This window comes from Vibrio sp. B181a, from assembly GCF_030248375.1.
GTDB classification, from domain to species: domain Bacteria; phylum Pseudomonadota; class Gammaproteobacteria; order Enterobacterales; family Vibrionaceae; genus Vibrio; species Vibrio campbellii.
On record NZ_JAHGAD010000028.1, the window covers coordinates 95940 to 120164 of the forward strand.

A 24225-nucleotide genomic window follows, 5' to 3' on the forward strand; every position below is an offset into this window, starting at 1 on the left:
GTACTATCTCTACTCCGACCACTCATTTGAGTATCGGAGTTTTTACTTCTGACCTTATTGGTTGGATTCAATGTTCTCAGGGCGGGGCGAAATTCCCCACCGGCGGTATACTCTTTTGAGTGAGCCCGCGAGCGCTCGATTCGTCGAGGTCAGCAGATCTGGTGAGATGCCAGAGCCGACGGTTATAGTCCGGATGAAAGAGAATAAGAAAACATCAGTAGTTTCCTCAACATTCTTTGTTGATGAGCTCTGATGAACTTCTTTTTGGATCGCATTTTTATTGCGTGAGCTTGTGCCATTTTGTGGTAGGCAGCTTATTACGTGCATAAAATGTGACGATCCCTCATACCGCCCTGATTCTGGTGATATTTAGGAGTTAACCATGAATCAGTCATCACTACTTGCCGAATTTGGCGACCCAATTACTCGCGTTGAAAACGCGCTTATCGCACTTAAAGAAGGCCGTGGCGTGCTTCTTCTCGACGATGAAGATCGTGAAAACGAAGGCGACATCATTTATTCCGTAGAGCACCTAACTAATGAGCAAATGGCTCTGATGATCCGCGAATGCAGCGGCATTGTGTGCCTATGCCTGACAGACGCTCAAGCGGACAAATTAGAACTGCCACCAATGGTTGTGAACAACAACAGCGCAAACCAAACGGCTTTCACGGTTTCTATTGAAGCGAAGCAAGGCGTAACAACTGGCGTTTCTGCCGCTGACCGTGTAACAACCATCAAAACAGCAGCAAACCCAAATACAAAACCAGATGACTTAGCTCGTCCTGGTCACGTCTTCCCTCTACGCGCTCGTCCCGGTGGCGTAATGACTCGCCGTGGTCATACAGAAGGCACTATCGATCTGATGCAAATGGCAGGTTTACAGCCTGCTGGCGTGCTGTGTGAGGTGACAAACCCAGATGGCACCATGGCAAAAGCACCAGAAATCGTTGCGTTTGGTCGTTTACACAACATGCCAGTACTGACCATCGAAGATATGGTGGCTTACCGTAATCAATTTGATTTAAAGCTTGCATAATCGACACGTCGTCAATCGCGATAAAAGCCGCTGAATTCAGCGGCTTTTTTGATCGATTTGATTCCTTTTCTAGTAGTTATACTTAGTAAAAACAAAAGGAATCAACATCATGAAGGGAATCACTCTCAACGCACTTATCGCAACACTACTCTTCACCAGCCCTATGGCTTTTGCATCGAGCTGTCCAGATATCTTGCAAGGAAAACAAAGACTTCTCAATTCAACGGAAGAAATAGCGTTGTGTGATGCCTTCAAAGGCAAGACACTGCTGGTTGTGAACACGGCGAGCCAGTGTGGCTTTACTCCCCAATTCGAGCAGTTGGAACAACTACACCAAGCTTATAAAGATCAAAACTTTGCCGTTGTGGGATTTCCTAGTAACGACTTTCGCCAAGACCGCGGCAGCGAAGACAAGACTGCGAAAATCTGTTACCTCGACTATGGTGTCACCTTCCCTATGATGGCTCGCACCTCAGTTCTCGGAGAGAACGCAAATCCAGTATTTGCCGAGATAACCAACCAGGCGGGTGTTACACCAAAATGGAATTTCTACAAGTTCCTCATCAACAAAGACGGCAAAGTTGTTGCGACCTTTCCAAGTTCAACTTCTCCGACAAGTACTACGCTTACTAACATGATTGAACAGCAACTATAAGGAAAGCGGCCATGGCAACTACACGTACGACAATGCTGCAATTGGGCTATTTAGGACTACTGCCATTTATGTTCAGCTTGCTTCTCATCGTTACGGAAAGGACTCTATTCAACTTATCTGGGGAGCAGTTTTTTATCGCTTACAGTGCAGTGATTTTGAGCTTTCTCTCCGGCGTACTTTGGGGTAATGCGATTGATCATTTCTATCATCGACTAAGCCGTAATGCCTTGGTGCTCAGTAACTTATTTGTACTACTCGCATGGGGAGCGCTACTACAAGGCAACAAACACTATGTGATTGCGACGCTGTTACTCGCTGCTGGCTACATTGCCGTTTGGTATGCAGAAAAGCTGATCCGAAAAGTAGAAAAGGAAGCAGAACCAAAAGGTTACCAGATGATGAGAGGAAAGCTCACGACAGGTGTGGTACTTATGCATGGGCTGGTTTTAATTGCTTAAACTGGTCTGTCCACCTACCAGATCACAAAATCAACCAAGTCATATAAAACAATGTTCATTTCGTGAAGCGTGTGTAATTTTGAACACCGTTTTGTTTTAATTATGAATGGATGGTCATATAAGTATCTCAAAAGCATTCACAAAGGATATGAATATGTTTTTTCGTAAGCTTCTTTTCAGTACCGCGGTCATCAACGCAACAGCAGGTTGTGTGTCCTACCAAGCTCAACAAGCCGCGGTCAATACAGTGAACACCACTGGCGTGGTTTTAAACAACGTCGTGAAAACCACGATCGCTCAACCATGTAACGTAGCGGTTACCGTCGCGAGTTTGTTCTACCCAAATGCGATTTTTATGACCGATATGCCAACTGCCGCTTGTACAGCAGTCCTTCGCTAAAGAACAACAGAACATAAAAAATGGCGACCTGATTGGTCGCCATTTTTTCTTCTCGCCGTTAAAGCGTGAGTAGGTAGTTCACCAAATCATTGTACTCATCGTAGCTACGAATCTCATTTGGCAACACAATATACTTGTTGTTCACTACCACTCCAGGAACGCCGGTCAATGTGCTTTGTTTAAACTGCTTATCAAAGCCTTTCTGCATCGAGTTAACAGCGAAGCTGTTGTATGCAGCATCAAACTTCTTACCGTCGACTCCATTATCAACGAAGATTTGCTTCAACTCAGCTTCATTTTGAGGTGCTTGACGCTTCTGGTGAATTTGCGCGAACATCGCTGGCACCATTGTTTTCTCAACGCCTAGTGACACCATTGTCGCGTATGACTTAGCCATTGGTACTGCCATGTCACTCCCCATGAAAGCAACATGCACTTTCTCAAAACTTGCATCTTTTGGCAGAGCAGGCTTTAGGTTATCGATGACAGATTCAAATTTGTAACAGTGTGGGCAATAGAAAGAAAAGAACTCGGTTACCGTCGGTTTCTTCGCCTTCTCCACATCCAATACTTTGTAATGTTTGCCTGCTTCAAATTGCGCAGCGTGAGCAGTGAATGCCAATAATAGAGTGCTGCAAAGTGCAAAAAGCTTTTTCATGTTTGATTCCTTCAGACACAAGTGTGCCGTATTCATTAGTTAATAATTTAAGCATCCAGCAAAGCTGGTCAGGGATGAACAAGAAGGTCAAACAATAGGAGGACGGTAAGGCTTAAAAGCCACAACCACTGTTTTAGGTGTCGGTGATTTATCGATCAGTGCAAGACTGTACGGTAATAAGACGACATCATCTTGCAAGAGATTGGTGGGTATTTTGACGATACAAGAAGAACTGCAACTGGTATGAGCTTGCTTCCCTTTCTCCATCAAGTGATCACCATGGTGTGATTCAATACAGTCCGTATTGTCCACGCCCATTTTTTGATGAAGCTCAGATGCTCGATCTTTGCTTGTACTCACTTCGATTGGTGCCGTTGCTGCACGCACGCTCGACGCAACACCCGTTAGCAACATGGCTAATAGACAGAGCATTGTCATCATGAATGTGCGGTTAAAACTCAGCATATAACTTCTTCAAAATACGGTGGATCTTCATCATACAGAATCCTTCTTTTCATACAAGCCAATCACTTAGTGCCACCTTCACAAACCAGAGGATTCTTACGTCCTATACCGACCGCAATGCCAATAAAGCTTGAAATCACTATGAAACCTGAGTAATAGTTAGATCAGTTTTTGTACAAACAAGGAAAGATTAATGCTTAAAAAGAGATTCTTTAAAACAAAAGATGAAGTCGAAGTCACGTTCGAGCTAGACAAAAACCAGTGGGAGTCGATTCAAATTGCAGGCGATTTCAACAACTGGCAACCAGAATCAATGAAGCTCGTGAAGAAAAGTGGCCAGTTTAAGTTTAAGACGCGCTTGCCGAAGGAACAGAATATCCAGTTCCGTTACCTATTCAACGAAGCCGAGTGGGAAAACGATCCACAAGCAGACGCATACGTGCCAAATGGCTTTGGTAGCGATAACAGCGTCGTATGCACACAAGAGCGAATAGCTTAAGCACGCAATTCAGAAACAAAGGCGCACCGAGTGCGCCTTTTTTATTGTCTAATTTTCATTGAGTTATTGCTCATTGTTGTTATATGACAACAGTGTTTTAACTGAAGTGATATATATCAACAAAACCCATTTCCTTAATATACCTCCATCGCAGCGAGACAGGTGTTATCAACTGAAAGTCGCTCTCGAATAAAAGCTATTCCTAGCGATGGCTACTCTTAAAACAATTAAGGAAACAAAAGATGAAAAAACTGATTGTAATCACAGGTGCAAGTTCTGGTATTGGTGAAGCTATCGCACGCCGTCTAAGCGATGAAGGTCACCCACTTCTTCTTCTTGCTCGTCGTGTAGAGCGCTTAGAAGCACTAAACCTGCCAAACACGCTATGTGAGAAAGTAGACGTAACAGATAAAGCTTCATTTGAAGCAGCAATTGCGAAAGCAGAAGAGAAGTTTGGTCCAGCTGACGCACTAGTAAACAACGCAGGCGTGATGCTACTTGGTCAAATCGACACACAAGATGCGTCAGAGTGGAAACGTATGTTCGACGTGAACGTACTTGGTTTGTTAAACGGCATGCAGTCAGTTCTAGCACCAATGAAAGCACGCAATAGCGGTACCATCATCAACATCAGCTCAATTGCAGGTAAAAAGACGTTCCCAGATCACGCGGCTTACTGTGGTACTAAATTCGCGGTTCACGCAATTTCTGAAAACGTTCGTGAAGAAGTGGCTGAATCAAACGTTCGCGTAACAACCATCGCACCAGGCGCAGTAGAAACTGAACTGCTTTCTCACACTACATCACAAGAAATCAAAGATGGTTACGGTGCGTGGAAAGAAGATATGGGCGGCGTTCTAGCTGCTGATGACATCGCACGTGCAGTTCTGTTTGCTTACCAACAACCACAAAACGTTTGCATCCGTGAAATTGCTCTAGCACCAACTAAGCAACAACCTTAATTTCTACGATTCTAAGACGAAGAAATTCAAAAAGCGGCTCAATGCCGCTTTTTTTGTTTTGAAGCGTTGGAAAACAAATCAATAATTAGCCATCAAAAACTCATATGTCGGAGTCGGCACTAGTGGCTTAATTGAGTCAAAATCTCTTTCTTCTAGTAATTTACGAACTGTAGAAGCACTTATGACTCGCCCACCTGTCGAAATACGTTCAATAATATCCACTTCAATATTGTATTCAGGCAACAGCTCTTGCATTTTCTGGTTGTACTGCTTGGTTACTTTACAAGTTGGCTCATCACCCAAGAAAATCTTGCTAATATTTAATTTCTTAGCAATAAACTCACAAAAGAACCAAGCTTCCATAGAAGCATCAGCCACAACTTCACTTTTTGCATCTTTATCAAAGTAATCTGGATAAGTAAGTTCAGTACAAATAAACTTCCCGCCAGGGAGTACCGTTACATTTTCTAAATGTCGAGAGCTATCATGAACAAGTTGTAAGCGGTCTTTAAACTTAAAGAAAGACAAGTCCTCTTCAATAACAAAAATAAATAACTTATCAACTTTTTTAGAAGCATAATCAATCAAATGCATGTGACCATTTGTGATAGGATTACAATTTACAGCAATGCTACCGACATTAACCCCATCATCTGGCATATATTGCTCTAGCAAAGATAAATAACTTTTCATTTCACAAGACTCTAATGTTCGAGCTACATGCTTAAATAAAAAGTACTTAAAGTTTTCCAAGACTTTATAGAAATCACTCTCATTCTGATTACATTGAAGAGCGCCAACTGATTGAACTGGAGGTAGACTTATTAATTTTGACAAAATTCTATCCCCAACTTCATTCGCCATAATTTCATTCCCTAAAGGAGAAAAATGGCAATTTACTTTATCTAAATCAAGAAAGAACTTGTTACCTCTATCTATCTCGTTTAAATCAATTGATTCAATTCTTGTGTCATTTAGACCGATAAATTCGTTAAAATCAAATAATACAACAATGTCGTTAGGTTTAATCTCGGTCTGAACTAGATTGTTAATAGCCAACAAAAGGTTCATACCAAGACAACCGTGATTTTCTACGATTACATCACCAAAGCGGCTGTTAAAGTACGCTTGCAATTGACTTGCAATTGTATCGCTATCCTTTACACCAAAACTGTAGGTTGTTGAAGACCCAAATAACAAAATTCTATTGACTGCGTTTTCTGGTTGCCCTGTTGTTGTTCTTTGTCCATTTTTTACAGAAACAAAACCATTATCAAAATCGGAAAGTACGATTTTCGTTGCTTTTATTATTGGTGAACTGCATTCGAATATTTTTGATATATTTTCACGTTCACCAGTACTATATAAGCTTTTCACATAATCAGGAGCATTATTTGACTGACACCAACTTTTTCTATCTTGGGTATATAACTTAGAGTTTTTTAACAATTCTACTTCAGTGCTAGACTTGTTACCTAACCTTCGCCCCTTATTAGCTATACATATTAAAGAAGGAATTCCACCTTTAGATCTTACATAGTTTTCAATAAATTCCACTTTATAAGAGTTTGGTATTGATTTATTTATTATATGCATTGAGGATACAATATCACTTCGATAGAAGTCTACTTTTTCCTCTAGATTACTTGCTTCATCCAATTGATTATTTAAAACAAATAGATTCTTAAGAGCAAAATACCAACCTGGATCTTCATCATGATTATATAGAAATTTAGCTTCTCTAATAGCTTTATTTATATCACTATTATTCATATGAATTTCTAGCATTTTTATTTTAGTTTTTATCAATCTTTTTTTGTTAACAAAACAACTTTTAACTTTATACCTAAACAACCTTAGTTTAATTCTAATAGAACTCACGAAACACCCTAAATGCAAGACTCTACAGATTGTAGAGCATTTTTTACTCATAAAGATTAACTTTATAAAATAGTTGAAATTTAATCACACCATGAATGGTTATCAAACAATAGTTTTGTAAGGAGTTGTCATAATAAGTAATAATGCAATTACATTTGTTTCAGCAACTAAACCCTGTGGAGAAAAACAATCAAATGGAGGATTATTTAAATTAATGCAATATTACAAATTATTCCTAGGTAGTATCTCCCTAAAACTCTCCTAACAATACTCTCAATATCTAAATGAAATTTCAGTACTAACAAGACGACAATCTTGTAAAAAAAACGTAAGAAAAAGAGGTTGAAGTGATGAACTAAGAATCCGCACTACAAACTGATTTAAGACTGCACATCAATAACAAAGTGCTCCGAGTTATCTCGGAGCTTTTCTTGTTTTGTCTTGTTAATTTCAATCACTCTCGTCTACAAATCCCTCTCTGACTCTTTGTCTTTATTGAAATCACTGACAAATTTGTTTAAGTTTCAGGGATAATTCCTACAAGCGCATCACGGCTATGAACCTACAAGACACCAAGCAATCACTTATCATCGTGGAAGACGACCCAAAACTGCAGGCTATGCTATGCGAATACTTTGAAGGACAAGGCTTTGAAGTGCGCAGCATAGACAACGGAACAGATGCGCCAGATGCGATCCTGGAAAGTCAACCTGATCTGGTGCTTCTCGACTTAATGCTACCTGGGCAAGATGGATTGAGCGTTTGTCGTCTGATTCGCGAATGCTACAAAGGTAAAATATTAATGCTCACCGCCAGTGACGATGATTTTGACCACGTCGCTGCCCTTGAAATTGGTGCCGATGATTTTGTTACCAAGCCAATCAAACCACGTGTCTTGCTAGCCCGCATTCGAATGCTTTTACGTCGCAAAGAAGCGGCAAATGCAGATTCTGACACCTGTTTAGAAGTTGGGGTTCTATCCCTCAACCGCCTGCGTAAGGCTTGTGCATTCAACCACGAACCGATCGCACTCACCGACGGTGAATTTGACTTACTTTGGGTACTCGCAAGCCATCCTGAACAAACCCTTTCTCGCGAGTGGCTTACTAAAACATTACGTGGTATCGAGTATGACGGCACGGACCGTACCATTGATAACCGTGTGGTAACGTTGCGTAAAAAGCTGGGAGATACGACAACACCACCTCAGAAGATCATTACAGTGCGTGGTAAAGGTTACTTGTTTATGCCCGACGCTTGGAACGCATAATGAAGCGAATTTATTTAGAAAGCTTCCTTGGTTTGATCATTCTTTTTGTCGCAAGCTTGGTTGGGTATGAGGTAATTGTTTATCAACTCAATACCGACTACGACTACTTACTAGAAGAGCACGAAGCACAAGCTTTCCATGAGCTGATTTACCCGATTTATCAGGAAAAAGGCGAAGAGTACACAATTCAGCAACTCGAGAAGTTCGCTACCTCTAGCCATATGTTATTGATTGCCGAGGAAATGAAAAGCGTTCCTTCGCAGATACAACAAGTGTTTGATGAAGATCCCTCCATCAATACTGCCTTTGATGAGGAGCGGGACTTATGGTTCCGCTTCGAGCCCGGTTCACCCACGTTTAAATTAAGTCAAAACCCCAACAGCCCGATCATTCAAGCCATCAACTTTGATGACAACATTGTGTGGCTTTTCTTTCTCGCGGGCTTTGCGCTCTACTGTGTCCTATTGATTTGGTTTTTGAGCCGTCGCGTTCGTGAACTAGAAAAGGTCACCATCGCCTTTGCCTCTGGTGATTTTAACGCAAGAGCAGATACGTCTAGCAGAAAATCCGTTGGCACGTTGAATAAAAGCTTCAACCATATGGCCGATAAAGTATCGCGACTGATCACCACCAACAGAATGCTTACCAATGCGGTAGCGCATGAGCTACGCACGCCTATTTTCCGTCTCCAGTGGCAAGCGGATCTGCTTGCTGATGCTTCATTGAATCAACAACAGCAAAAGTATGTCGACAGTATTGTGGAAGACATTGATGAGATGGAAAGCATGGTTGAAGAGCTACTGTATTACGCGAAGATGGAGCGACCAAATGCCGAAATTCAGACATCATCCATCGCACTATCAAGCTTTACCCAATCGCTTTTACCCAAGTGGCAACGCGACACACAACTTTCTGTCTTGATTGATGACTCGAGTTCACCAATGACGACCATTGAGGCCGACCCCCAATTGCTCAAACGCGCTCTAGATAATCTACTGCGAAATGCAATGCGCTATGCTCAGAACCAAATCGTACTAGAGATCGTCGAGACGCCTGAGAAATCATGCATTCGCATTCATGATGACGGTTGTGGTGTCGAAGAAAAAGATTGGCCCCATTTGTTTGATGCGTTTTATAGTGCCGACAAATCACGTAACAAGAGCACCAGTGGTTTTGGTCTAGGGCTTGCCATCGTCAAACAGATTGTCGAATTACAAAAAGGAGAAGTCTACATTTCGCACAGCCCGTACGGCGGCGCATGCTTTACGATCTGCTTTCCTAAGTAAATTCATAAACTTATCAACAATCGCATTATCGAGATTACAAAAGGCGACACTTCTATACAATCGGCCGACAGTCCCCCCCAATAAAACAGTGTACATTTAATCCATTAATTCACTGCAATAATGGATCAGCGCAATGTATAAACCATTTCTTCTTGCCACTCTTTCTTCCGTACTAACGGCGTGTGCGTACAACCAAGCACCCGTTGTTGATATGACCGATGTCGACCAAGCGCAATACGAACAAGATTTTACCTATTGCCAAGGCTATTCAGAAAAAGTGGATAAAGGCGAAGCAGCAAAAACAGAAGCACAAAATGGTGCAATCACTGGCGCATTAGTAGGTGCAGTTGCCGGCGCACTGGAGGATGGCATCGGTGGTGCTGCTGTAGGCGCGGTGGCGGGCACTGCTGTTGGCGCAGGCGCAGGTGCCGTTGGTGGTGCAAATGACTCGACCAAAACTCAAGCACTTGTTCTACGCAAGTGTCTAGCGAATAAGGGCTACACAGTCTACGACCTAGAGTCATAGGGTACAAATCCGCATCAATTAGACAAAATTTGGTGTCGGTGCGTATCTTTTTCACAAATGTTTCACGCCCGATCCATTAGTTTCATGTTTTCCCAATTCGATGCACTTCTGTCATCAGGGGAGGCTTTATCCCTCGAAGCGCCCCTCTTTTTAGGCTTAGCAGTTAAAAGGCCATATTTTGAAACCAGGTAAAACAGGCATTCGCCGGATATTGGACGCAACCGGCTACTCACTTCAAGGATTGAAAGCTGCGTGGATTCACGAAGCCGCTTTCAGACAAGAACTGGTACTTACACTCGTACTATCTATCTGTGCATTTTTGCTTCCTGTCACCATGCTCGAACGAACAATGATGATCAGCAGCCTACTACTAGTAGTCATCGTTGAATTGATTAATTCCGCCATCGAAGCGGTTGTAGACCGTGTCAGTGATGACTGGCATGAACTCAGTGGACGAGCCAAGGATATTGGCTCAGCAGCGGTTTTCGTTGCGCTTGTTCTCGCCCTATTTGTTTGGGCGTCAATTTTACTTTAGTTACACCGAAGCGGATCAATTATGAAGACAATTGAACTCCCAACTAAAGGTATCTCATATGTTACCTTTACATTCTTACTCGCTTTGTACTTCGCTCTTGTAGTAAACATTCCGATTTACAAAGAGTTAGTACACATCTTCTCAAGCCTTGATCAAGTCAAGATCGGTTTTATTATTACAATTCCTATCTTCTTTTTTGCCGCGTTGAATTTCCTGTTTAACCTATTCAGCTGGCCTTGGATCAGCAAACCTTTCTTTATCCTATTGTTGATAACATCGGGCATGGTGAGCTACGCAAGCTACAACTATGGCACCCTGTTCGATACGGATATGATCACCAACATCGTAGAGACGGACAGCAGTGAAGCCAGTTCATACTTAAGTGCCTACTCAGTTATCTGGACACTGATTATGGGAGTTGTTCCCGCTATCTTGGTCTTCAAGGTGAAACTCAAGCCTATAGAAGGTAAATGGCTTCGATTTACATTAACTAAAGCCGTATCTATGCTGGCTTCATTGGCGATAATCGCCGTGATTGCAGGTTTGTACTACCAAGACTATGCGTCTGTCGGCCGAAACAATAGTTACCTAAAGAAAGTCATCATCCCCACTCAGTATGTGTATGCCATTTCTAGCTATGTAAAAGAAAATTACCTAACGACGCCAGAGCCTTACCGCGAAATTGGTACGGATGCAAAACAGTCCCAACTAGCACTGGAACAAGCAAAAGAAAAACCGACGCTGCTTGTCTTTGTGCTAGGTGAAACGGCACGTACTCAAAACTACCAAATCAACGGTTATGATCGTGAAACCAACCCGTACACCAGCAAGTTAGACGTGATTTCGTTCCAAGACGTCTCTTCTTGCGGGACGGCGACCGCGGTTTCTGTGCCTTGTATGTTCTCTCAATTACCTCGCAGTGATTTCGACCGTAGCAAAGCAGATAACCAAGATAATGCCTTAGATATCATGCAACGCGCAGGCATCGATCTCATGTGGAAAGACAATGATGGTGGTGATAAAGGCGTCGCTCATAAGATCAATAAGATGGATGTGGAGCGCAGCAAGAAAAACACGCTTTGTAACGGCAATACCTGCTACGACATCGCGCTGCTGGATAACTTGGATGAGCAAATCGCGGGCATGAAAGGTAACCGCCTTGTTGCATTACACCTCATTGGCAGTCATGGGCCGACGTATTTCCAACGTTACCCGAAAGACAAAGCTTTCTTCCAACCAGACTGTCCTCGTGCAGACATTGAAAACTGCAGCGTTGAGCAAATCGTTAACTCCTACGACAACACGATTCGCTACACAGACTTCGTCTTGGATCAAACCATTGCGAAATTGAAAACGTTAGAAGACAAATACAATACCGCGATGATCTACGTCTCTGACCACGGTGAGTCTTTGGGCGAAAATGGCTTGTTCTTACATGGCATGCCATATGGGTTGGCACCAGATTTTCAAAAACGCGTACCCATGATGGTTTGGATGTCTCCTGGCTTTAAACAAGCCAAACACATCAATGCCGATTGCTTGGCACAAGAAGCCCAGCAAACAGCAACGCATTCACACGATAATGTATTCCACTCGTTGTTGGGGATTATGGATGTTGAAACCAATGCCTATGACGGTAAGTTGGATATCTTTAAGACGTGCAGAACCTCTTAATGAACTCTTTGTAGGAGTTCGTAATAAGACAATATGAAAGTAAAGCCTGACCACGACGTTAGTCAGGCTTTTTTATGACATCTCGCTCCCAGAAATCCCAGCAGTTAGGGCTATAATATTGGCCTCATTAACAAACAAAGTAGAACCAAATGAAAATTGGCATCATTGGCTTGGGTGATATCGCTCAGAAAGCCTACCTTCCTGTTATCACTCAACTTCCAAACGTTGAGCTCGTATTTTGTACCCGCAACGCGAACACACTTAACACCCTCTCACAACAATATCGAATAGCAGAAACCTGCCAAGACTATCAACAACTGGTTGGTATGGGTGTTGATGCGGTCATGATTCACGCTGCTACCAGCGTTCACCCTCAAATTGCAGCTTTCTTTTTAGAACAAGGCATCCCGACCTTCGTCGATAAACCTTTAGCTGATAGCGCCGCAGAGGTAGAAAAGCTTTACGATCTTGCAGAGCGCGTGAAACAGCCTTTGTATATTGGTTTTAATCGCCGTCATATTCCGCTCTACAACCAGCATATGTTTGGAGTACAGCGAGGCGAACTTTCAGGCCTGAAATCACTGCGCTGGGAGAAGAACCGTCATCAATTACCCGGCGATATTCGCACGTTCATTTTCGATGACTTTATCCACCCTCTCGATAGTGTAAACATCACGGCTAAAGCCGATCTGCAAGACGCCTACATCACACATCAAATGGATGGTGACCAACTGGCGCGCCTTGATATCCAATGGCAGCATGGTGACACACTGCTTCATGCATCAATGAACCGCCACTTTGGTATCACGACGGAGCGTGTTCAAGCTTGCTACGCAAACAAAGCGATGGAGTTTGATTCGTTTGTTAAAGGGAAACTGTGGCAAGATAATCAGGAGCAGAAATTGAGCTTAAAAGATTGGACGCCAATGCTAACCAGTAAAGGTTTCCATTCTATGTTGCTAGATTGGTTTGAAGTGATTCAATCAGGCAACATCGCACGTGAAATCGTCGCACGCAATATTGCTAGCCACCAACTTGCAGAAGCGATTTGTCAGCATATTGAACAATCAGTGCGTCGATAATTAAGCACTAAAACGAGCGCGGAACGCTTTGGGAGCCAATCCCATGGTTTTAATGAACACTTTGCGAAACGCGCTCGCATCTTGATACCCAACTTGGTAAGCAATCACCTCAAACGCTAAGTTACTCGATTCGAGTAAATCACACGCTTTTTGCACACGAAGATGTTGTAGGTATTGATTCAAGTTCAAACCTGTGGCTTTTTGAAAACGTCTTTGTAACGTTCGTTCAGTCAAACAACTGATTTCTGATAAAGATTGATTTGAAATCACATGTGAGAAGTGGTCCGCCATGTAATGTTGAACATTCAGTACCGCACTATCTCCATGTTGCAAATTAGGCATGAACTGCTGATAGAAGCGTTGCTCTCTCGCACCTGTATCTACTACCAGCATCTTTCCCAGTAAACGCATCACCGTCGGCGTACTTAACTGAGAAACAAGCTCTAGCCCCAAATCAAGCCAAGACATCATGCCACCAGCAGTAATAACACTGCCTTCGTTGATTAAAATTGACTCCTGCTTCATTGCCACATGAGGGAATTGCTCTCTAAACAATCCCGCTAATGCCCAGTGCGTTGTGCACGTTTTGTTGTTCAGCAAACCGGCATGAACAAGAATAAAGGCACCAGCGCAAGCTGAAGCGACAATTGCCCCTGCGCTATGTTGCTCCGATAGCCAAGCCATTAGTTGTTGGTTTGGAGCTAAGTAATATTGCTCTTCACCACTAGGTGGTAATAAAACGACCGAGTATTCCTTTTGAGTATACATGCTTTCTCCATTGATCATTTCCGTACAAAAGCGCTTCCCAACCCCTACTTCAATGGCGGCACGATTTGCTGTTTCAAACAGCTCCAGCAAGCCATAAATCGACGCTTTTGAACTGCCCGGATAATCCACAATTGCGATATTAAACTCTTGCATACTACCTGTCATTTTTAACCTAATTATTGCCATTTTAGACATAGCGCAATACTAAGGAAAGCTCAATTTTTACTTTAGAATCTTTTCAAAACAGTTAGAGCCCACTTCAAACTGAGTCAAATCAAAAAAGCTCATGCCTCCTATAAAGCATGAGCTTTTATCGTTTTTAGAGCCAAGTTCAGAACAAAACATCACCGCTTTTAATGCACACCTGCTTATCAGTTAATCACATGCATAAAACGCATAACTTACTTCACTTTTTGTCATTTGTTTCATCCTTTAATAGTCACTAAACTTCGCGCTCATTTTTCTATTTGAGCGCACAATGCATGCTTTTTTCTCAATCCATTTTCGCTCAGGTGCTGAGAATGTCCGTCATGTTGGGGCTATCTTTAATCATCGTCCACCACTCTCCTAAGTTACTGGAGATATTGGCGCAGCAAGCGATTAACAGCGGCTGTCACCAAACAACAGGTGATAGCGAGCATCATGATCATTCTCATCACCACCATCATTAATAAGAGCAAACTATGAGTATTTTCCGATTTCCAGTTCTTGTATGGCTTGGAATAGGGATTTTGATTATTTGTCTAGGGATCAGACAATCGTTCGGCATTTTCATGATGCCTATTTCAGACTACTTCCACACTGGCCGCGAGTTTTTCAGCTTTGCCATTGCATTGCAAAACTTGCTGTTTGGCGTCTTTCAGCCGTTTGTCGGCATGGCGTCAGATCGTTGGGGGGCAAAGCGTATCATTATTTTAGGTGCCATCTCTTACGCTTTGGGTCTATACCTGACTTCTATTGCAGTTGAACCAACCATGATGTACCTATCGCTTGGTGTTTTGGTCGGCTTTGGTTTGAGTGCGACCAGCTATGTGATCGTGCTAGGTGCGGTTGCCAAAGTTGTCCCTGCACAACACGCAGCAAAAGCATTTGGTTTGACAACGGCGGCTGGCTCATTCGGTATGTTCGCCATGATCCCAGGTGCACAAGCATTGTTAAGCGATTTTGGTTGGCAAGGCGCACTACAAGCATTCGCCGTATTGTGTAGCTTTATGGTGATGTTTGCATTGTTCATGAAAACAGCCAAACCAAAAGCCGATACCTCAGCAAATGCACAAGAAGATTCTCAAACACTCAAAGAGGCATTGAAAGAAGCCTTTTCACATAAAGGGTACTGGCTGATCCATGCAGGCTTCTTCGTATGTGGTTTCCATGTCATGTTCATCGCGACTCACCTACCAAGTTACTTGGCAGATAAAGATCTACCCGCATCAACCGCTGCAATGGCATTGGCGTATGTCGGTATCTTCAATATCTTTGGTTCCTACTTCTGGGGAGTGATGGCAGATCGCTTTAACAAGCGTCATGTTATGTCGGCGTTGTACCTGATGCGCACAGTCGTGATCGGTGCTTTTGTGACTCTACCTGTTACCGAGCACACGGCTGCTATCTTTGGTGGTGCGATTGGCTTCTGTTGGCTAGGCACCGTTCCGCTAACGTCTGGCTTGGTTCGTCAGATATTTGGTGCTCGTTACCTTTCAACCTTGTACGGACTGGTGTTCTTTACTCACCAAGTAGGCAGCTTCTTGGGCGCTTGGGTTGGTGGTCGTATCTATGATTACTATGGTTCATACGATCCTATCTGGTGGTCAACCGTTGTGCTGGCGTTCATCGCAGCACTGATTCACCTGCCAATCAACGACAAGCCCGTACCACGCTTAACTATGGCAACAGCATAATTCTAAAGGCTCTTAATATGATACGTTAAGGGCCTTTTCTTTATGAAGCCACCAATGTTCCCCCCTATCTCTTCGATCAATTTCGTTTTTTCATCAACGCATTCTCATCAATGATGGCTTATTTAAGATAAAGTGCATCCATTCATCCTCTGTTAAGATTCGTGTGACATACTTAACACAACGCTATAAATCAAAAAGGGTTTTAAATGAGAACACTCGGCAACATCATCTGGTTTGTATTCGGTGGCGTATTTATGGGTTTGCTATGGTGGTTCTTTGGACTGCTGGCATTCATCAGTATCATCGGTATTCCATGGGGACGTGCTTGTTTTGTAATGGGTAATTTCTCGTTCTTCCCATTCGGTAAAGAAGCCGTTTCAAGAGATGAATTGACCAATGAAATGGACATCGGCACGAGCCCACTTGGCGTCATTGGTAATGTGATTTGGTTTGTGTTTGCGGGTATCTGGCTGGCAATCGGTCATGTGCTTTCGGCGGTGGCATGCTTTGTTACCATTATTGGCATTCCGTTTGCGCTTCAACACCTAAAGCTCGCCGTTATCTCTCTTGCTCCGATTGGAAAAACAGTGGTAACGACTGAAGAAGCCGCTATGGCTCGCTACAACATCAATCGTTAATGCTTTAGCCCTCTAAGCAACCCGCTTAGAGGGTTATTCCTGTCAATAGTAAGCCCATGATCGCCACTGCGTATTCAATAATCATTGATTGTATATTCATATCTATACCCTAAAAATTAAAATTAACACCTAGCTCAATGCTGTTGTCTTCACTCACCTTCGTAGAACCAGAAGACACTCGATGTTCACCAAAGGTGTATTTCACGTAAGGTTCCACCCACTTAGGTTTTAGCGTGACTCGCACCTCGTGATTGGTTCGATGTCCTCCCTCCGTTAGCTTTTTATCGTAGTTGTAAGCATAGCCAAGAGTAATTAAATCAACTGGTGCATAACTGATACCAACGGTATTTTTCCATTCACGATTAGTGTTCTCTAATGCAGGAAATGATTTCCCAAGCGCACTCTTTCGCCACTCGTGAGAGCTATTTGCGTAGACCATCCAATCGTCGCCTAGAGCGGTTCCGGTAAATAGCCCGGCGTCATACACATCAAATAAATCCGCACGTCCGTAGCTAACAAAAGCCTCGGTGTAGAACTGTCCAAGCATAATTCCATACCCTGTACCGAGTTCTAAATAGCCTGTCGAGTCAACTTCCGCAGAGATATTCCATTCTTCTGTCGCTTGCAAATAGCCGCTAGCAGTAACAATCCATTCGTCATCCGTATGAGAAACATCCAAACCAAACTCTGGCATCTTATGGTCAGCAGAAAAACACGGAACAGCAAAAACGGTGCACAGCAGTGTCAAAGACTTGTTCATGAGAAAACCTAATAAGAAGAAATAAAAACAAAAAAGGAGCCACTTTATTCAAGCGGCTCCCTGCTACTTACCCTAATACGATTGGTTTACGAACGCTCAACGCGGTCACGAATCGCTCTTTTAATTTGCTGACGTTGCTCTTGTGACAGAGACTGAACTTTTTGTTTCAGCTCTGCACGCTGTTCTTTGGTTAATTCATTTGCAGGAAGGTTTACCGGACCTTCTATTGGGTTCTCAACATCTGGTTGAATTGGATTTGAGGGTTGTGGCTCAATAGGTTGCATTGGTACATCCATGATTGGATGGCTGATATCTGGGCGGTTCGTGACTCCGGCAAATAAACGACCATCCTCGTTGCGGAATACCACTTCAGTACCGTCCTCTAGACGCACAATGTAGTTGTCACCTTCTTTAGATGCATGACCAATAAGTTCACCATCGGCATTATGGATCTCACTATCTTTCACACTGTAGTAAGCGCCTGTTTCACCAACAATAATATTTACTGTGTCGCTAGAATCTTTGCTGATGACTACATGATTTCCGTTATCTGCCGCTATCACAACAGAACCACCAATATTTGTTATGTCGCCATATGTAGGCACTGTTGTTCCGAAACCCGGATCGACTTCTCCTTCAATCGGATGCTCGATAGTCGGTTTAAACTCCTCCACAACTAATCGACCATCTTCTACACTCAAGTGCACAAAACCCTTGTCATTGACAAACACCAATTCGTTATTGCGAACTTCAATATTACCGACTACGTTACCTGATGCGTCTTTCACGACATCACCATCAGTAAAGTACAACTCACCACCCACATTGAATACCGTGTTACCTTCTACCCCACGGATTGCGACTGTATTGTATTCACCGTTGTCGCCTTGAATGGCCATTCCATCGAAATGTTCACCTTCGAAGGTTTGCACCGATGCCACACCTGTTGGCTCACTAGGGGAGTCCGAAGAACCTGATGAAGAACAACCTGCTAGAAAAGATGCTGCGATAACTGCACTCAGTAATTTAACTTTCATGATTTACTCTCTTAATTTGTCGAAATTCAGGGCTGCCTCTTGCAGAATCAGTGGACTCCCTGCCCGATGAAGAGAAGTATATTGAACAGTGTTTTATGACTCTAATCGCCAAAAAGAAACCCGCACTTAACGGCGGGTTATTAATAAACAAGGGTAGATAGCTTGATAACCGAGGGTTATCATTGTTGGCGATCTCGATCTAGGTGCCCGGTAATAATCTCCGTTACAATATTGCGCAACCAATGCACCATATCATTACGTCGATTCTTATGGTGGTAGTAAGCCAGCAGTGATGGCTCGATCACCATACCGTCGAGCTCAATATCCAGCCTACGGAGCTTATGCAACTTATCGACATTCACCGTTTTTGATGCTGGAAACACCATATCTGAGTTTGCGACCACATCAATAATTGCAGATGGCAGCTCAGAGCGAAACGCAATTTTAGGCTCTACCCCTTTGATCTTCATTATTTTTTCTGAAAATGAAATATTAGAGTTCCAGTCAGCAGCAATCACGGTAGCAAACTCAAGATGCTGGCAGTCTGACACTCGTAAGCGATCACCTTGCAAAGGATGATCTTTTCGAACATAAGCACAGAACGCATCTTTTACGATTTCTTTCGTCAAGAGTTCTTTGGGGGAGTGGTTGATTTCGTAGTTCACTCCCAGCAGCACTTCATCCTTAATAATTTCATCCATGGTAGAACGCGACCAGTTCAGTAAATGAATTTGCACATTTGGTGCCGCCTGTCTGATTGCTTGGAAAATTTCGCTCGCATAGGAGCTAAGGATAAAAGGGGCTAACGCAATCTTGACCGTCCCGTTCATCTCTAATGGGTTAAAGTCTTTTGAACCATTTAACGTTATCGAAATCTCATCAAGTAACGGCGCTAAGCTTTCCGCTAAATCGTTCGCGTACTCGGTAGCTCGCAAGCCATGATGGGTTTTCACAAATAGCTCATCATCAAAGTGATCACGCAATCTCTGCAATGCTTTACTCACCGCAGGTTGAGACACAAACATCCGGTCTGCCGCACGGCGCATGTTTCGTTCTTGGTGGAGGATGATAAACGTTCTTAATAAATTGAGGTCGAGGTTGGAGAAGAGATCTTTGGCCATAAATTCACGTCGTTGATAACTTAAGGTTATTATTCAGCATAAGAACAGATTTGACGACTTTCCAACCGCAAGGCACCAAATGTTTGCGATCGATACGTCTTAATGACGAAAAAATTACACAGCCTACGATCAAGTTGGCGTTTGAAAAGCGACCTCCCCCTCCATTCGATGCTACCTTTGCCCACTATAAAACATAGATAACTGCAGCAATCTCACCAACCATAAGCTGCCGTGATACTTTAATTTGCAGAAAATCTTCCTATCTTCATTAACCTCAAAATACCGCTAAACAACAGGCAACGCTCACTCCTTTCATAGCCGAAGATCTCGTAACCATGCCTTAACCCATCAATCTTTATCATGGGCAAATCTTTCGCCTTTAGAATCCGGCGGCATTCCCGTTCTCGTCGTCATGTCCATCGAGACTACTGAATAACACGAATGACCTGAAAGCTGATGCCGGGAGCTAACGCACGGCCGCTTTCTGGTTTTCTAAGCATCCCGATGGCATCACGCGATCATCCCCTTATTTGTATCGAAAGTGATTTTCACTCTTCTATGTTCATTCACCAAAGTAGATAGGATAAAATTTATGAGTTACAGTTTGTTACAACAAACAAAAGGTCTTTCATTCTTATACCAAAAGTGGTTTCGACGCGTAACAAGGACTCCTATGACTAATAAAAAAGTGCTTATTCTCTATGCACATCCTTCGCAGCATCGCTCCGAAGTGAATGCCCCCCTTTTTGATGCCGCTCAACAGATAGACGGCGTGACTTGTGTCGACCTATACGCCGAATACCCTCACTTCAATATCAATATTGACCGTGAACAGCAGCGTTTACGGGATCATGACGTCGTCATTTTTCAGTTTCCACTGTACTGGTATTCAACCCCAGCCATCTTAAAAGAGTGGCAAGATCTGGTCTTAGAGTACGGGTTTGCTTACGGCTCTGAAGGTACAGAACTACAAGGTAAAACACTGCTCTGCGTGCTCTCTGCTGGCGGGAAAGAAGAAGCTTATAAAGCTCAAGGGTATAACCATTTCACTATTCGCGAACTGCTTGCTCCAATCGAGCAAATGTCGGCGCTCACTGGAATGCATTACATTGCGCCACTGGCACTGTTCGGCTCCCGCACTGCGCTTGAAGAAAATCGTATCGCTCAACATATTGAACGTTACGAAACGCTGCTCAATGCATTGGTAAAAGACACATTGGATCTTAAAGCAGCAGCTTCACTAATCAAACTCAATAGCGCACTCCCACAACTGATTAAGGAAGCGTCATGACAGGGATATTCTTACAAGCCTTTGTTTACCTAATTGCCGCCGTAATTGCTGTTCCTCTAGCTAAACGCTTGGGCTTAGGTTCAGTGCTGGGCTATTTGATTGCTGGCGTGGTTATTGGCCCAATCATTGGTCTGGTTGGTGAAGAAACGACGACAATCCAACACTTTGCCGAATTCGGTGTTGTGATGATGCTGTTCCTCGTAGGCTTGGAGCTTGAACCCAAAATGCTCTGGGCGATGCGAAATCGCTTGATGGGACTCGGTGGCCTACAAGTTGGCGGTACAGCAGCGCTGATCATGGCAATTGCGCTTTACTTTGAACAACCATGGACGATTGCACTCGCGATCGGCTTAATTTTTGCGTTGTCATCCACTGCGATTGTTCTGCAAACCTTTAGCGAGAAAGGGCTAACCAAGACCGAAGGCGGTCAAAATGCGTTCTCGGTACTGCTTTTTCAAGATATCGCGGTTATTCCAATGCTGGCATTTATTCCGCTATTAGCACTGCCGGAACTCGTAGAGCAAGCGCAATCTGCAGCTCAATCGGCGGCTGAACATCATGAAGAGCTCAGCCTAGTCGCTGGTCTTCCTGGTTGGGCGTACGGTCTTGTGATCACCGCTTCTATTGCCATCGTAGTGGTTGGTGGACACTTCCTAAGTCGTCCGCTGTTCCGCTACGTTGCTAGCTCTGGATTGCGCGAAATCTTTACCGCCACCGCATTAATGCTGGTGATCGGCATTGCGGCCTTAATGAGCTTAGTTGGCCTATCCCCTGCTTTAGGCACTTTCTTGGCAGGTGTTATGCTCGCGAACAGTGAATTCCGCCATGAATTGGAATCCAACATTGAGCCATTTAAAGGCCTATTGCTTGGCCTGTTTTTTATCACCGTAGGTGCAGGCATCGACTTCTCAGTACTGTTCAGCGACTTTGGTTTGATCATCGGCCTGACACTCGGGGTAATGGCTCTGAAAGCAGCAATTCTGTTTGTCATCGCTCTAATCTTTCGTATTAAAGGCAGCAACCGCTGGTTATTTACACTGAGCTTGGCACAAGCGGGGGAATTTGGCTTTGTATTACTGAGCTTCTCAGTGCAAAACCATGTAATTCCATTTGAGCTTTCACAGACTCTGGCGCTGGTTGTTGCGATTTCAATGTTCCTAACGCCGGGATTATTCATCCTGTTCGATAAAGCCATACTTCCTCGCTTTGAGAGTGAATCGAACGATCGCGAAAGTGACACAATTGAAGAACAAGGTACCGTGATCATTGCTGGGATAGGCCGCTTTGGTCAGATTGTAAACCGCTTATTGGTATCCAATGGCGTGGAAACCGTTGTTCTTGACCACCAAGCAAGTCAAATCGATAACATGCGTCAAATCGGTACACGAGCTTACTTTGGCGACGCGACTCGTCCCGATATGTTGCACACGGCGGGAATTGAGCATGCTTCCGCACTTGTGGTGGCGATTGACAACCAAGAGGCCAGCGTTGGATTGGTGAAACACGTGAAGCATAGCTACCCGAATGTGACCATCATTGCACGTGCATTCGACCGTGGTCATGGTTATCTGCTGCGCCAAGCTGGAGCCGACATCATTGAGTCGGAGACTTACCATTCCGCATTAGAGATTGGTGGGCATGCAATGAAAGCAATTGGCATACACCCTTTCTACACTGAGCAACAGAAATCAACGTATCGACGCGTCGAATGCCGCAAGTCTGACATGCTGTATGAAGCATGGGCTGATGACTCTGAGGGAGAGCGTTATGATAACAACTTCCGTCAGCTGTTTATTCACCTTGAAGAGAGAATGGCTGAAGAGATGCAGAAAGATCGTCATGACAAACTTTCTCGCTCAGAACGTGGTTGGACACCGCCACCAAAAGGGTATGCGGATGACTTCAACGAAGAAAACGTTCAAGAGCTGAACCCTTGCAAAGAACAGCCTCAATAAAAGCAAAAACCTCCCACGCTGGGAGGTTTTTTTAATGCGAGAAAGGGAAAATAAACACCTACATCAGATCACTCATCAAAGTCTCGTATTCCTCGTTCGCTTCATCAACAAGGTGAGATAGCTCTAACGCATCTGTCTTGGCAAGGTTAAATTGCCATGGAACCGTGTCTTCTTTACCGCAAATTCGAGTTTGAGCACCGCGACTTTCAAAAGAAAGGTCTTCAAACTCGGTGATATGTCGCTCTTGTAGTTCGACGATTTCGACTTCCAATTTCCCTACTGGATTGACTTCAACGTGCGCGTGTAAATCTGGACTATTCGATAAACAATACTCTCGATGGACTGCAATCATGACTGCCTCCTTGGTCTGCCAACTGACAACTCATCAAACAGTGTAGACGAGAGAGTTAGAACGTGGAGTGAAATAATGATGAAGATTGATCCTGAATAAAAATGCATCAGGTTTAATTTCTATCACCTCTGTTTTTCATTCAGCTCTAACCCTCAGTTTTCACATGAAATCACTTCTTCGATACGATCTTCAATTGCCTTTATCGCTAATGTCACCGACATCGGCACATGTGCATGGTAGGGGTGCAACACGTAAATCGGGTTCGCTTTCGATGCTTTCGCATCAGGCACAGGTTCAAGAAGTGGATTCGAGTCCAGCATAAAATCTGGCAGGATCCCAAAGCCTAGTCCCATTTCTAGAAGACTCGCCACGTCGAACACGGTGTTTGCACGATGCTTTACTGAGTATTGCACTAGATGATCTTGACCATTCAGAGTGAAGTTATGGGCTATCGGTTCTATCTGCCAGTGTTGAGCGATATAAAAAGCACTTTCAATATCAGTATGCATCTCTTTAGATCGACATAATACATCACAAAACTGCCCTACTTTACGTTGTTTAATGTTCGAATCACCAGACGCTCCAACTCTCACTGCAAGATCAATATCCTGCTGAACAATATCAACATGCTTGTCGTCGCTGACTAAATTTAAATGCACATCAGGGTACTGTGCAAAAGCCTCCGTTAAAGCAGGCAATACTATAGAACGCATCAACGCATTTGGCGCGGTAACGGTAAGAGTGCCCATTGGGACTTGCTTTAACTCTGCCGCTTCTAACCACGCCTCTTCCGCCTGTTTTGTCATCTGCGCACATTGTTTATAAAAGCGTTCGCCCGCAGAGGTCAACGTTTGTAGTGGCATAGTGAATTTGGCCACCTGATTAAGAGGTGATGTATGATCATCTCGATACTAAAACAGGTGATATTATGACTAAGCGTGAAAGACGCACTTTTAACTCAGAATTTAAGCTTGAATGCGCTCAGTTGGTGCTTGACCAGGGGCGGACTTACAAA

The 24225-nt window shown here is 43.6% G+C and carries 25 protein-coding genes, 1 pseudogene and 1 riboswitch; of the genes and pseudogenes, 17 read left to right on the forward strand and 9 right to left on the reverse strand.

Going from position 1 to position 24225, the window contains the following annotated elements; genetic code table 11:
• Positions 1–68 precede the first annotated feature (68 nt).
• A riboswitch (FMN riboswitch) is annotated at positions 69–209 on the forward strand.
• 173 nt (positions 210–382) lie between these two features.
• The 4 genes from ribB to KIO97_RS15135 all read left to right on the forward strand — a co-directional run bounded on the left by ribB (position 383) and on the right by KIO97_RS15135 (position 2552).
• On the forward strand, positions 383–1039 hold the full coding sequence (ribB, locus tag KIO97_RS15120) for a 3,4-dihydroxy-2-butanone-4-phosphate synthase (protein WP_011999535.1): 657 nt from the start codon (positions 383–385) through the stop codon (positions 1037–1039).
• A gap of 109 nt (positions 1040–1148) precedes the next feature.
• The gene (locus KIO97_RS15125; RefSeq protein ID WP_285383265.1) at positions 1149–1694 is read left to right on the forward strand and encodes a glutathione peroxidase; all 546 of its coding nucleotides are present in this window, start codon (positions 1149–1151) and stop codon (positions 1692–1694) included.
• Positions 1695–1705: 11 nt separating this feature from the next.
• Positions 1706–2152: a DUF3429 domain-containing protein gene (locus tag KIO97_RS15130; RefSeq protein ID WP_047477898.1), complete on the forward strand. Its 447-nt coding sequence runs from the start codon at positions 1706–1708 to the stop codon at positions 2150–2152.
• A gap of 154 nt (positions 2153–2306) precedes the next feature.
• Positions 2307–2552, forward strand: a complete 246-nt coding sequence (locus KIO97_RS15135) for a hypothetical protein (RefSeq protein WP_005433479.1) — start codon at positions 2307–2309, stop codon at positions 2550–2552.
• Positions 2553–2610: 58 nt separating this feature from the next.
• Here the strand turns inward: KIO97_RS15135 and KIO97_RS15140 are convergent, their stop codons facing one another.
• Positions 2611–3210 carry a thiol:disulfide interchange protein DsbA/DsbL gene (locus KIO97_RS15140; RefSeq protein WP_050919097.1) on the reverse strand — a complete coding sequence of 200 codons (600 nt, stop codon included), beginning with the start codon at positions 3208–3210 and terminating at the stop codon, positions 2611–2613.
• 87 nt (positions 3211–3297) lie between these two features.
• Positions 3298–3675, reverse strand: coding sequence for a hypothetical protein (locus KIO97_RS15145; protein ID WP_010644945.1), 378 nt, complete (start codon positions 3673–3675; stop codon positions 3298–3300).
• A gap of 193 nt (positions 3676–3868) precedes the next feature.
• Between KIO97_RS15145 and KIO97_RS15150 the strand changes: the two genes are divergently transcribed.
• Both KIO97_RS15150 and KIO97_RS15155 read left to right on the forward strand, forming a co-directional pair.
• Entirely contained in the window at positions 3869–4174 is a 306-nt protein-coding gene (locus KIO97_RS15150; protein WP_285383269.1) for an isoamylase early set domain-containing protein, read from the forward strand.
• 242 nt (positions 4175–4416) lie between these two features.
• On the forward strand, positions 4417–5136 hold the full coding sequence (locus KIO97_RS15155) for an SDR family oxidoreductase (RefSeq protein ID WP_285383271.1): 720 nt from the start codon (positions 4417–4419) through the stop codon (positions 5134–5136).
• Between the two features lie 78 nt (positions 5137–5214).
• On the opposite strand, the gene KIO97_RS15160 is transcribed toward KIO97_RS15155, so the two are convergent.
• Positions 5215–6909: a citrate lyase ligase gene (locus KIO97_RS15160; RefSeq protein ID WP_285383273.1), complete on the reverse strand. Its 1695-nt coding sequence runs from the start codon at positions 6907–6909 to the stop codon at positions 5215–5217.
• Positions 6910–7573: 664 nt separating this feature from the next.
• Here KIO97_RS15160 and KIO97_RS15165 point away from each other — a divergent pair.
• From KIO97_RS15165 to KIO97_RS15190, 6 genes are all read left to right on the forward strand, one after another.
• A complete protein-coding gene (locus tag KIO97_RS15165) occupies positions 7574–8287 on the forward strand; it encodes a response regulator (protein ID WP_050906850.1) in 714 nt (237 codons plus the stop codon).
• The gene (locus KIO97_RS15170; RefSeq protein WP_285383275.1) at positions 8287–9573 is read left to right on the forward strand and encodes an ATP-binding protein; all 1287 of its coding nucleotides are present in this window, start codon (positions 8287–8289) and stop codon (positions 9571–9573) included. The genes KIO97_RS15165 and KIO97_RS15170 overlap by 1 nt, the downstream gene beginning before the upstream one ends.
• A 133-nt stretch (positions 9574–9706) precedes the next feature.
• Positions 9707–10099: a glycine zipper family protein gene (locus KIO97_RS15175; protein ID WP_050906848.1), complete on the forward strand. Its 393-nt coding sequence runs from the start codon at positions 9707–9709 to the stop codon at positions 10097–10099.
• 178 nt (positions 10100–10277) lie between these two features.
• Entirely contained in the window at positions 10278–10634 is a 357-nt protein-coding gene (locus KIO97_RS15180) for a diacylglycerol kinase (RefSeq protein ID WP_038889075.1), read from the forward strand.
• A 21-nt stretch (positions 10635–10655) separates the two neighbouring features.
• A complete protein-coding gene (locus tag KIO97_RS15185; RefSeq protein WP_285383279.1) occupies positions 10656–12308 on the forward strand; it encodes a phosphoethanolamine transferase in 1653 nt (550 codons plus the stop codon).
• Between the two features lie 149 nt (positions 12309–12457).
• On the forward strand, positions 12458–13390 hold the full coding sequence (locus tag KIO97_RS15190) for a Gfo/Idh/MocA family protein (protein WP_285383280.1): 933 nt from the start codon (positions 12458–12460) through the stop codon (positions 13388–13390).
• Here the strand turns inward: KIO97_RS15190 and KIO97_RS15195 are convergent, their stop codons facing one another.
• Positions 13391–14311 carry a GlxA family transcriptional regulator gene (locus tag KIO97_RS15195; protein WP_285383295.1) on the reverse strand — a complete coding sequence of 307 codons (921 nt, stop codon included), beginning with the start codon at positions 14309–14311 and terminating at the stop codon, positions 13391–13393.
• Between the two features lie 368 nt (positions 14312–14679).
• Between KIO97_RS15195 and KIO97_RS15200 the strand changes: the two genes are divergently transcribed.
• The 3 genes from KIO97_RS15200 to KIO97_RS15210 all read left to right on the forward strand — a co-directional run bounded on the left by KIO97_RS15200 (position 14680) and on the right by KIO97_RS15210 (position 16694).
• On the forward strand, positions 14680–14829 hold the full coding sequence (locus KIO97_RS15200) for a hypothetical protein (protein ID WP_005433538.1): 150 nt from the start codon (positions 14680–14682) through the stop codon (positions 14827–14829).
• Positions 14830–14841: 12 nt separating this feature from the next.
• A complete protein-coding gene (locus KIO97_RS15205) occupies positions 14842–16056 on the forward strand; it encodes an MFS transporter (protein WP_050906843.1) in 1215 nt (404 codons plus the stop codon).
• A gap of 206 nt (positions 16057–16262) precedes the next feature.
• Positions 16263–16694: a YccF domain-containing protein gene (locus tag KIO97_RS15210; RefSeq protein WP_005433505.1), complete on the forward strand. Its 432-nt coding sequence runs from the start codon at positions 16263–16265 to the stop codon at positions 16692–16694.
• 109 nt (positions 16695–16803) lie between these two features.
• Here KIO97_RS15210 and KIO97_RS15215 read toward each other — a convergent pair whose 3' ends face one another.
• From KIO97_RS15215 to KIO97_RS15225, 3 genes are all read right to left on the reverse strand, one after another.
• Positions 16804–17454, reverse strand: coding sequence for a hypothetical protein (locus KIO97_RS15215; RefSeq protein WP_233968245.1), 651 nt, complete (start codon positions 17452–17454; stop codon positions 16804–16806).
• Positions 17455–17540: 86 nt separating this feature from the next.
• Positions 17541–18491: a hypothetical protein gene (locus tag KIO97_RS15220; RefSeq protein ID WP_285383285.1), complete on the reverse strand. Its 951-nt coding sequence runs from the start codon at positions 18489–18491 to the stop codon at positions 17541–17543.
• 179 nt (positions 18492–18670) lie between these two features.
• Positions 18671–19612, reverse strand: a complete 942-nt coding sequence (locus KIO97_RS15225) for a LysR family transcriptional regulator (protein ID WP_285383287.1) — start codon at positions 19610–19612, stop codon at positions 18671–18673.
• Positions 19613–20285: 673 nt separating this feature from the next.
• Here KIO97_RS15225 and KIO97_RS15230 point away from each other — a divergent pair.
• A complete protein-coding gene (locus KIO97_RS15230) occupies positions 20286–20903 on the forward strand; it encodes an NAD(P)H-dependent oxidoreductase (protein WP_103413991.1) in 618 nt (205 codons plus the stop codon).
• Positions 20900–22858, forward strand: a complete 1959-nt coding sequence (locus tag KIO97_RS15235; protein WP_285383288.1) for a monovalent cation:proton antiporter-2 (CPA2) family protein — start codon at positions 20900–20902, stop codon at positions 22856–22858. The genes KIO97_RS15230 and KIO97_RS15235 overlap by 4 nt, the downstream gene beginning before the upstream one ends.
• A 58-nt stretch (positions 22859–22916) precedes the next feature.
• Here KIO97_RS15235 and KIO97_RS15240 read toward each other — a convergent pair whose 3' ends face one another.
• Positions 22917–23210, reverse strand: a complete 294-nt coding sequence (locus KIO97_RS15240; RefSeq protein ID WP_038889088.1) for a hypothetical protein — start codon at positions 23208–23210, stop codon at positions 22917–22919.
• A gap of 152 nt (positions 23211–23362) precedes the next feature.
• Positions 23363–24082: pseudogene (locus KIO97_RS15245) on the reverse strand (LysR substrate-binding domain-containing protein); the annotation flags it as partial.
• Positions 24083–24225: the final 143 nt, after the last annotated feature.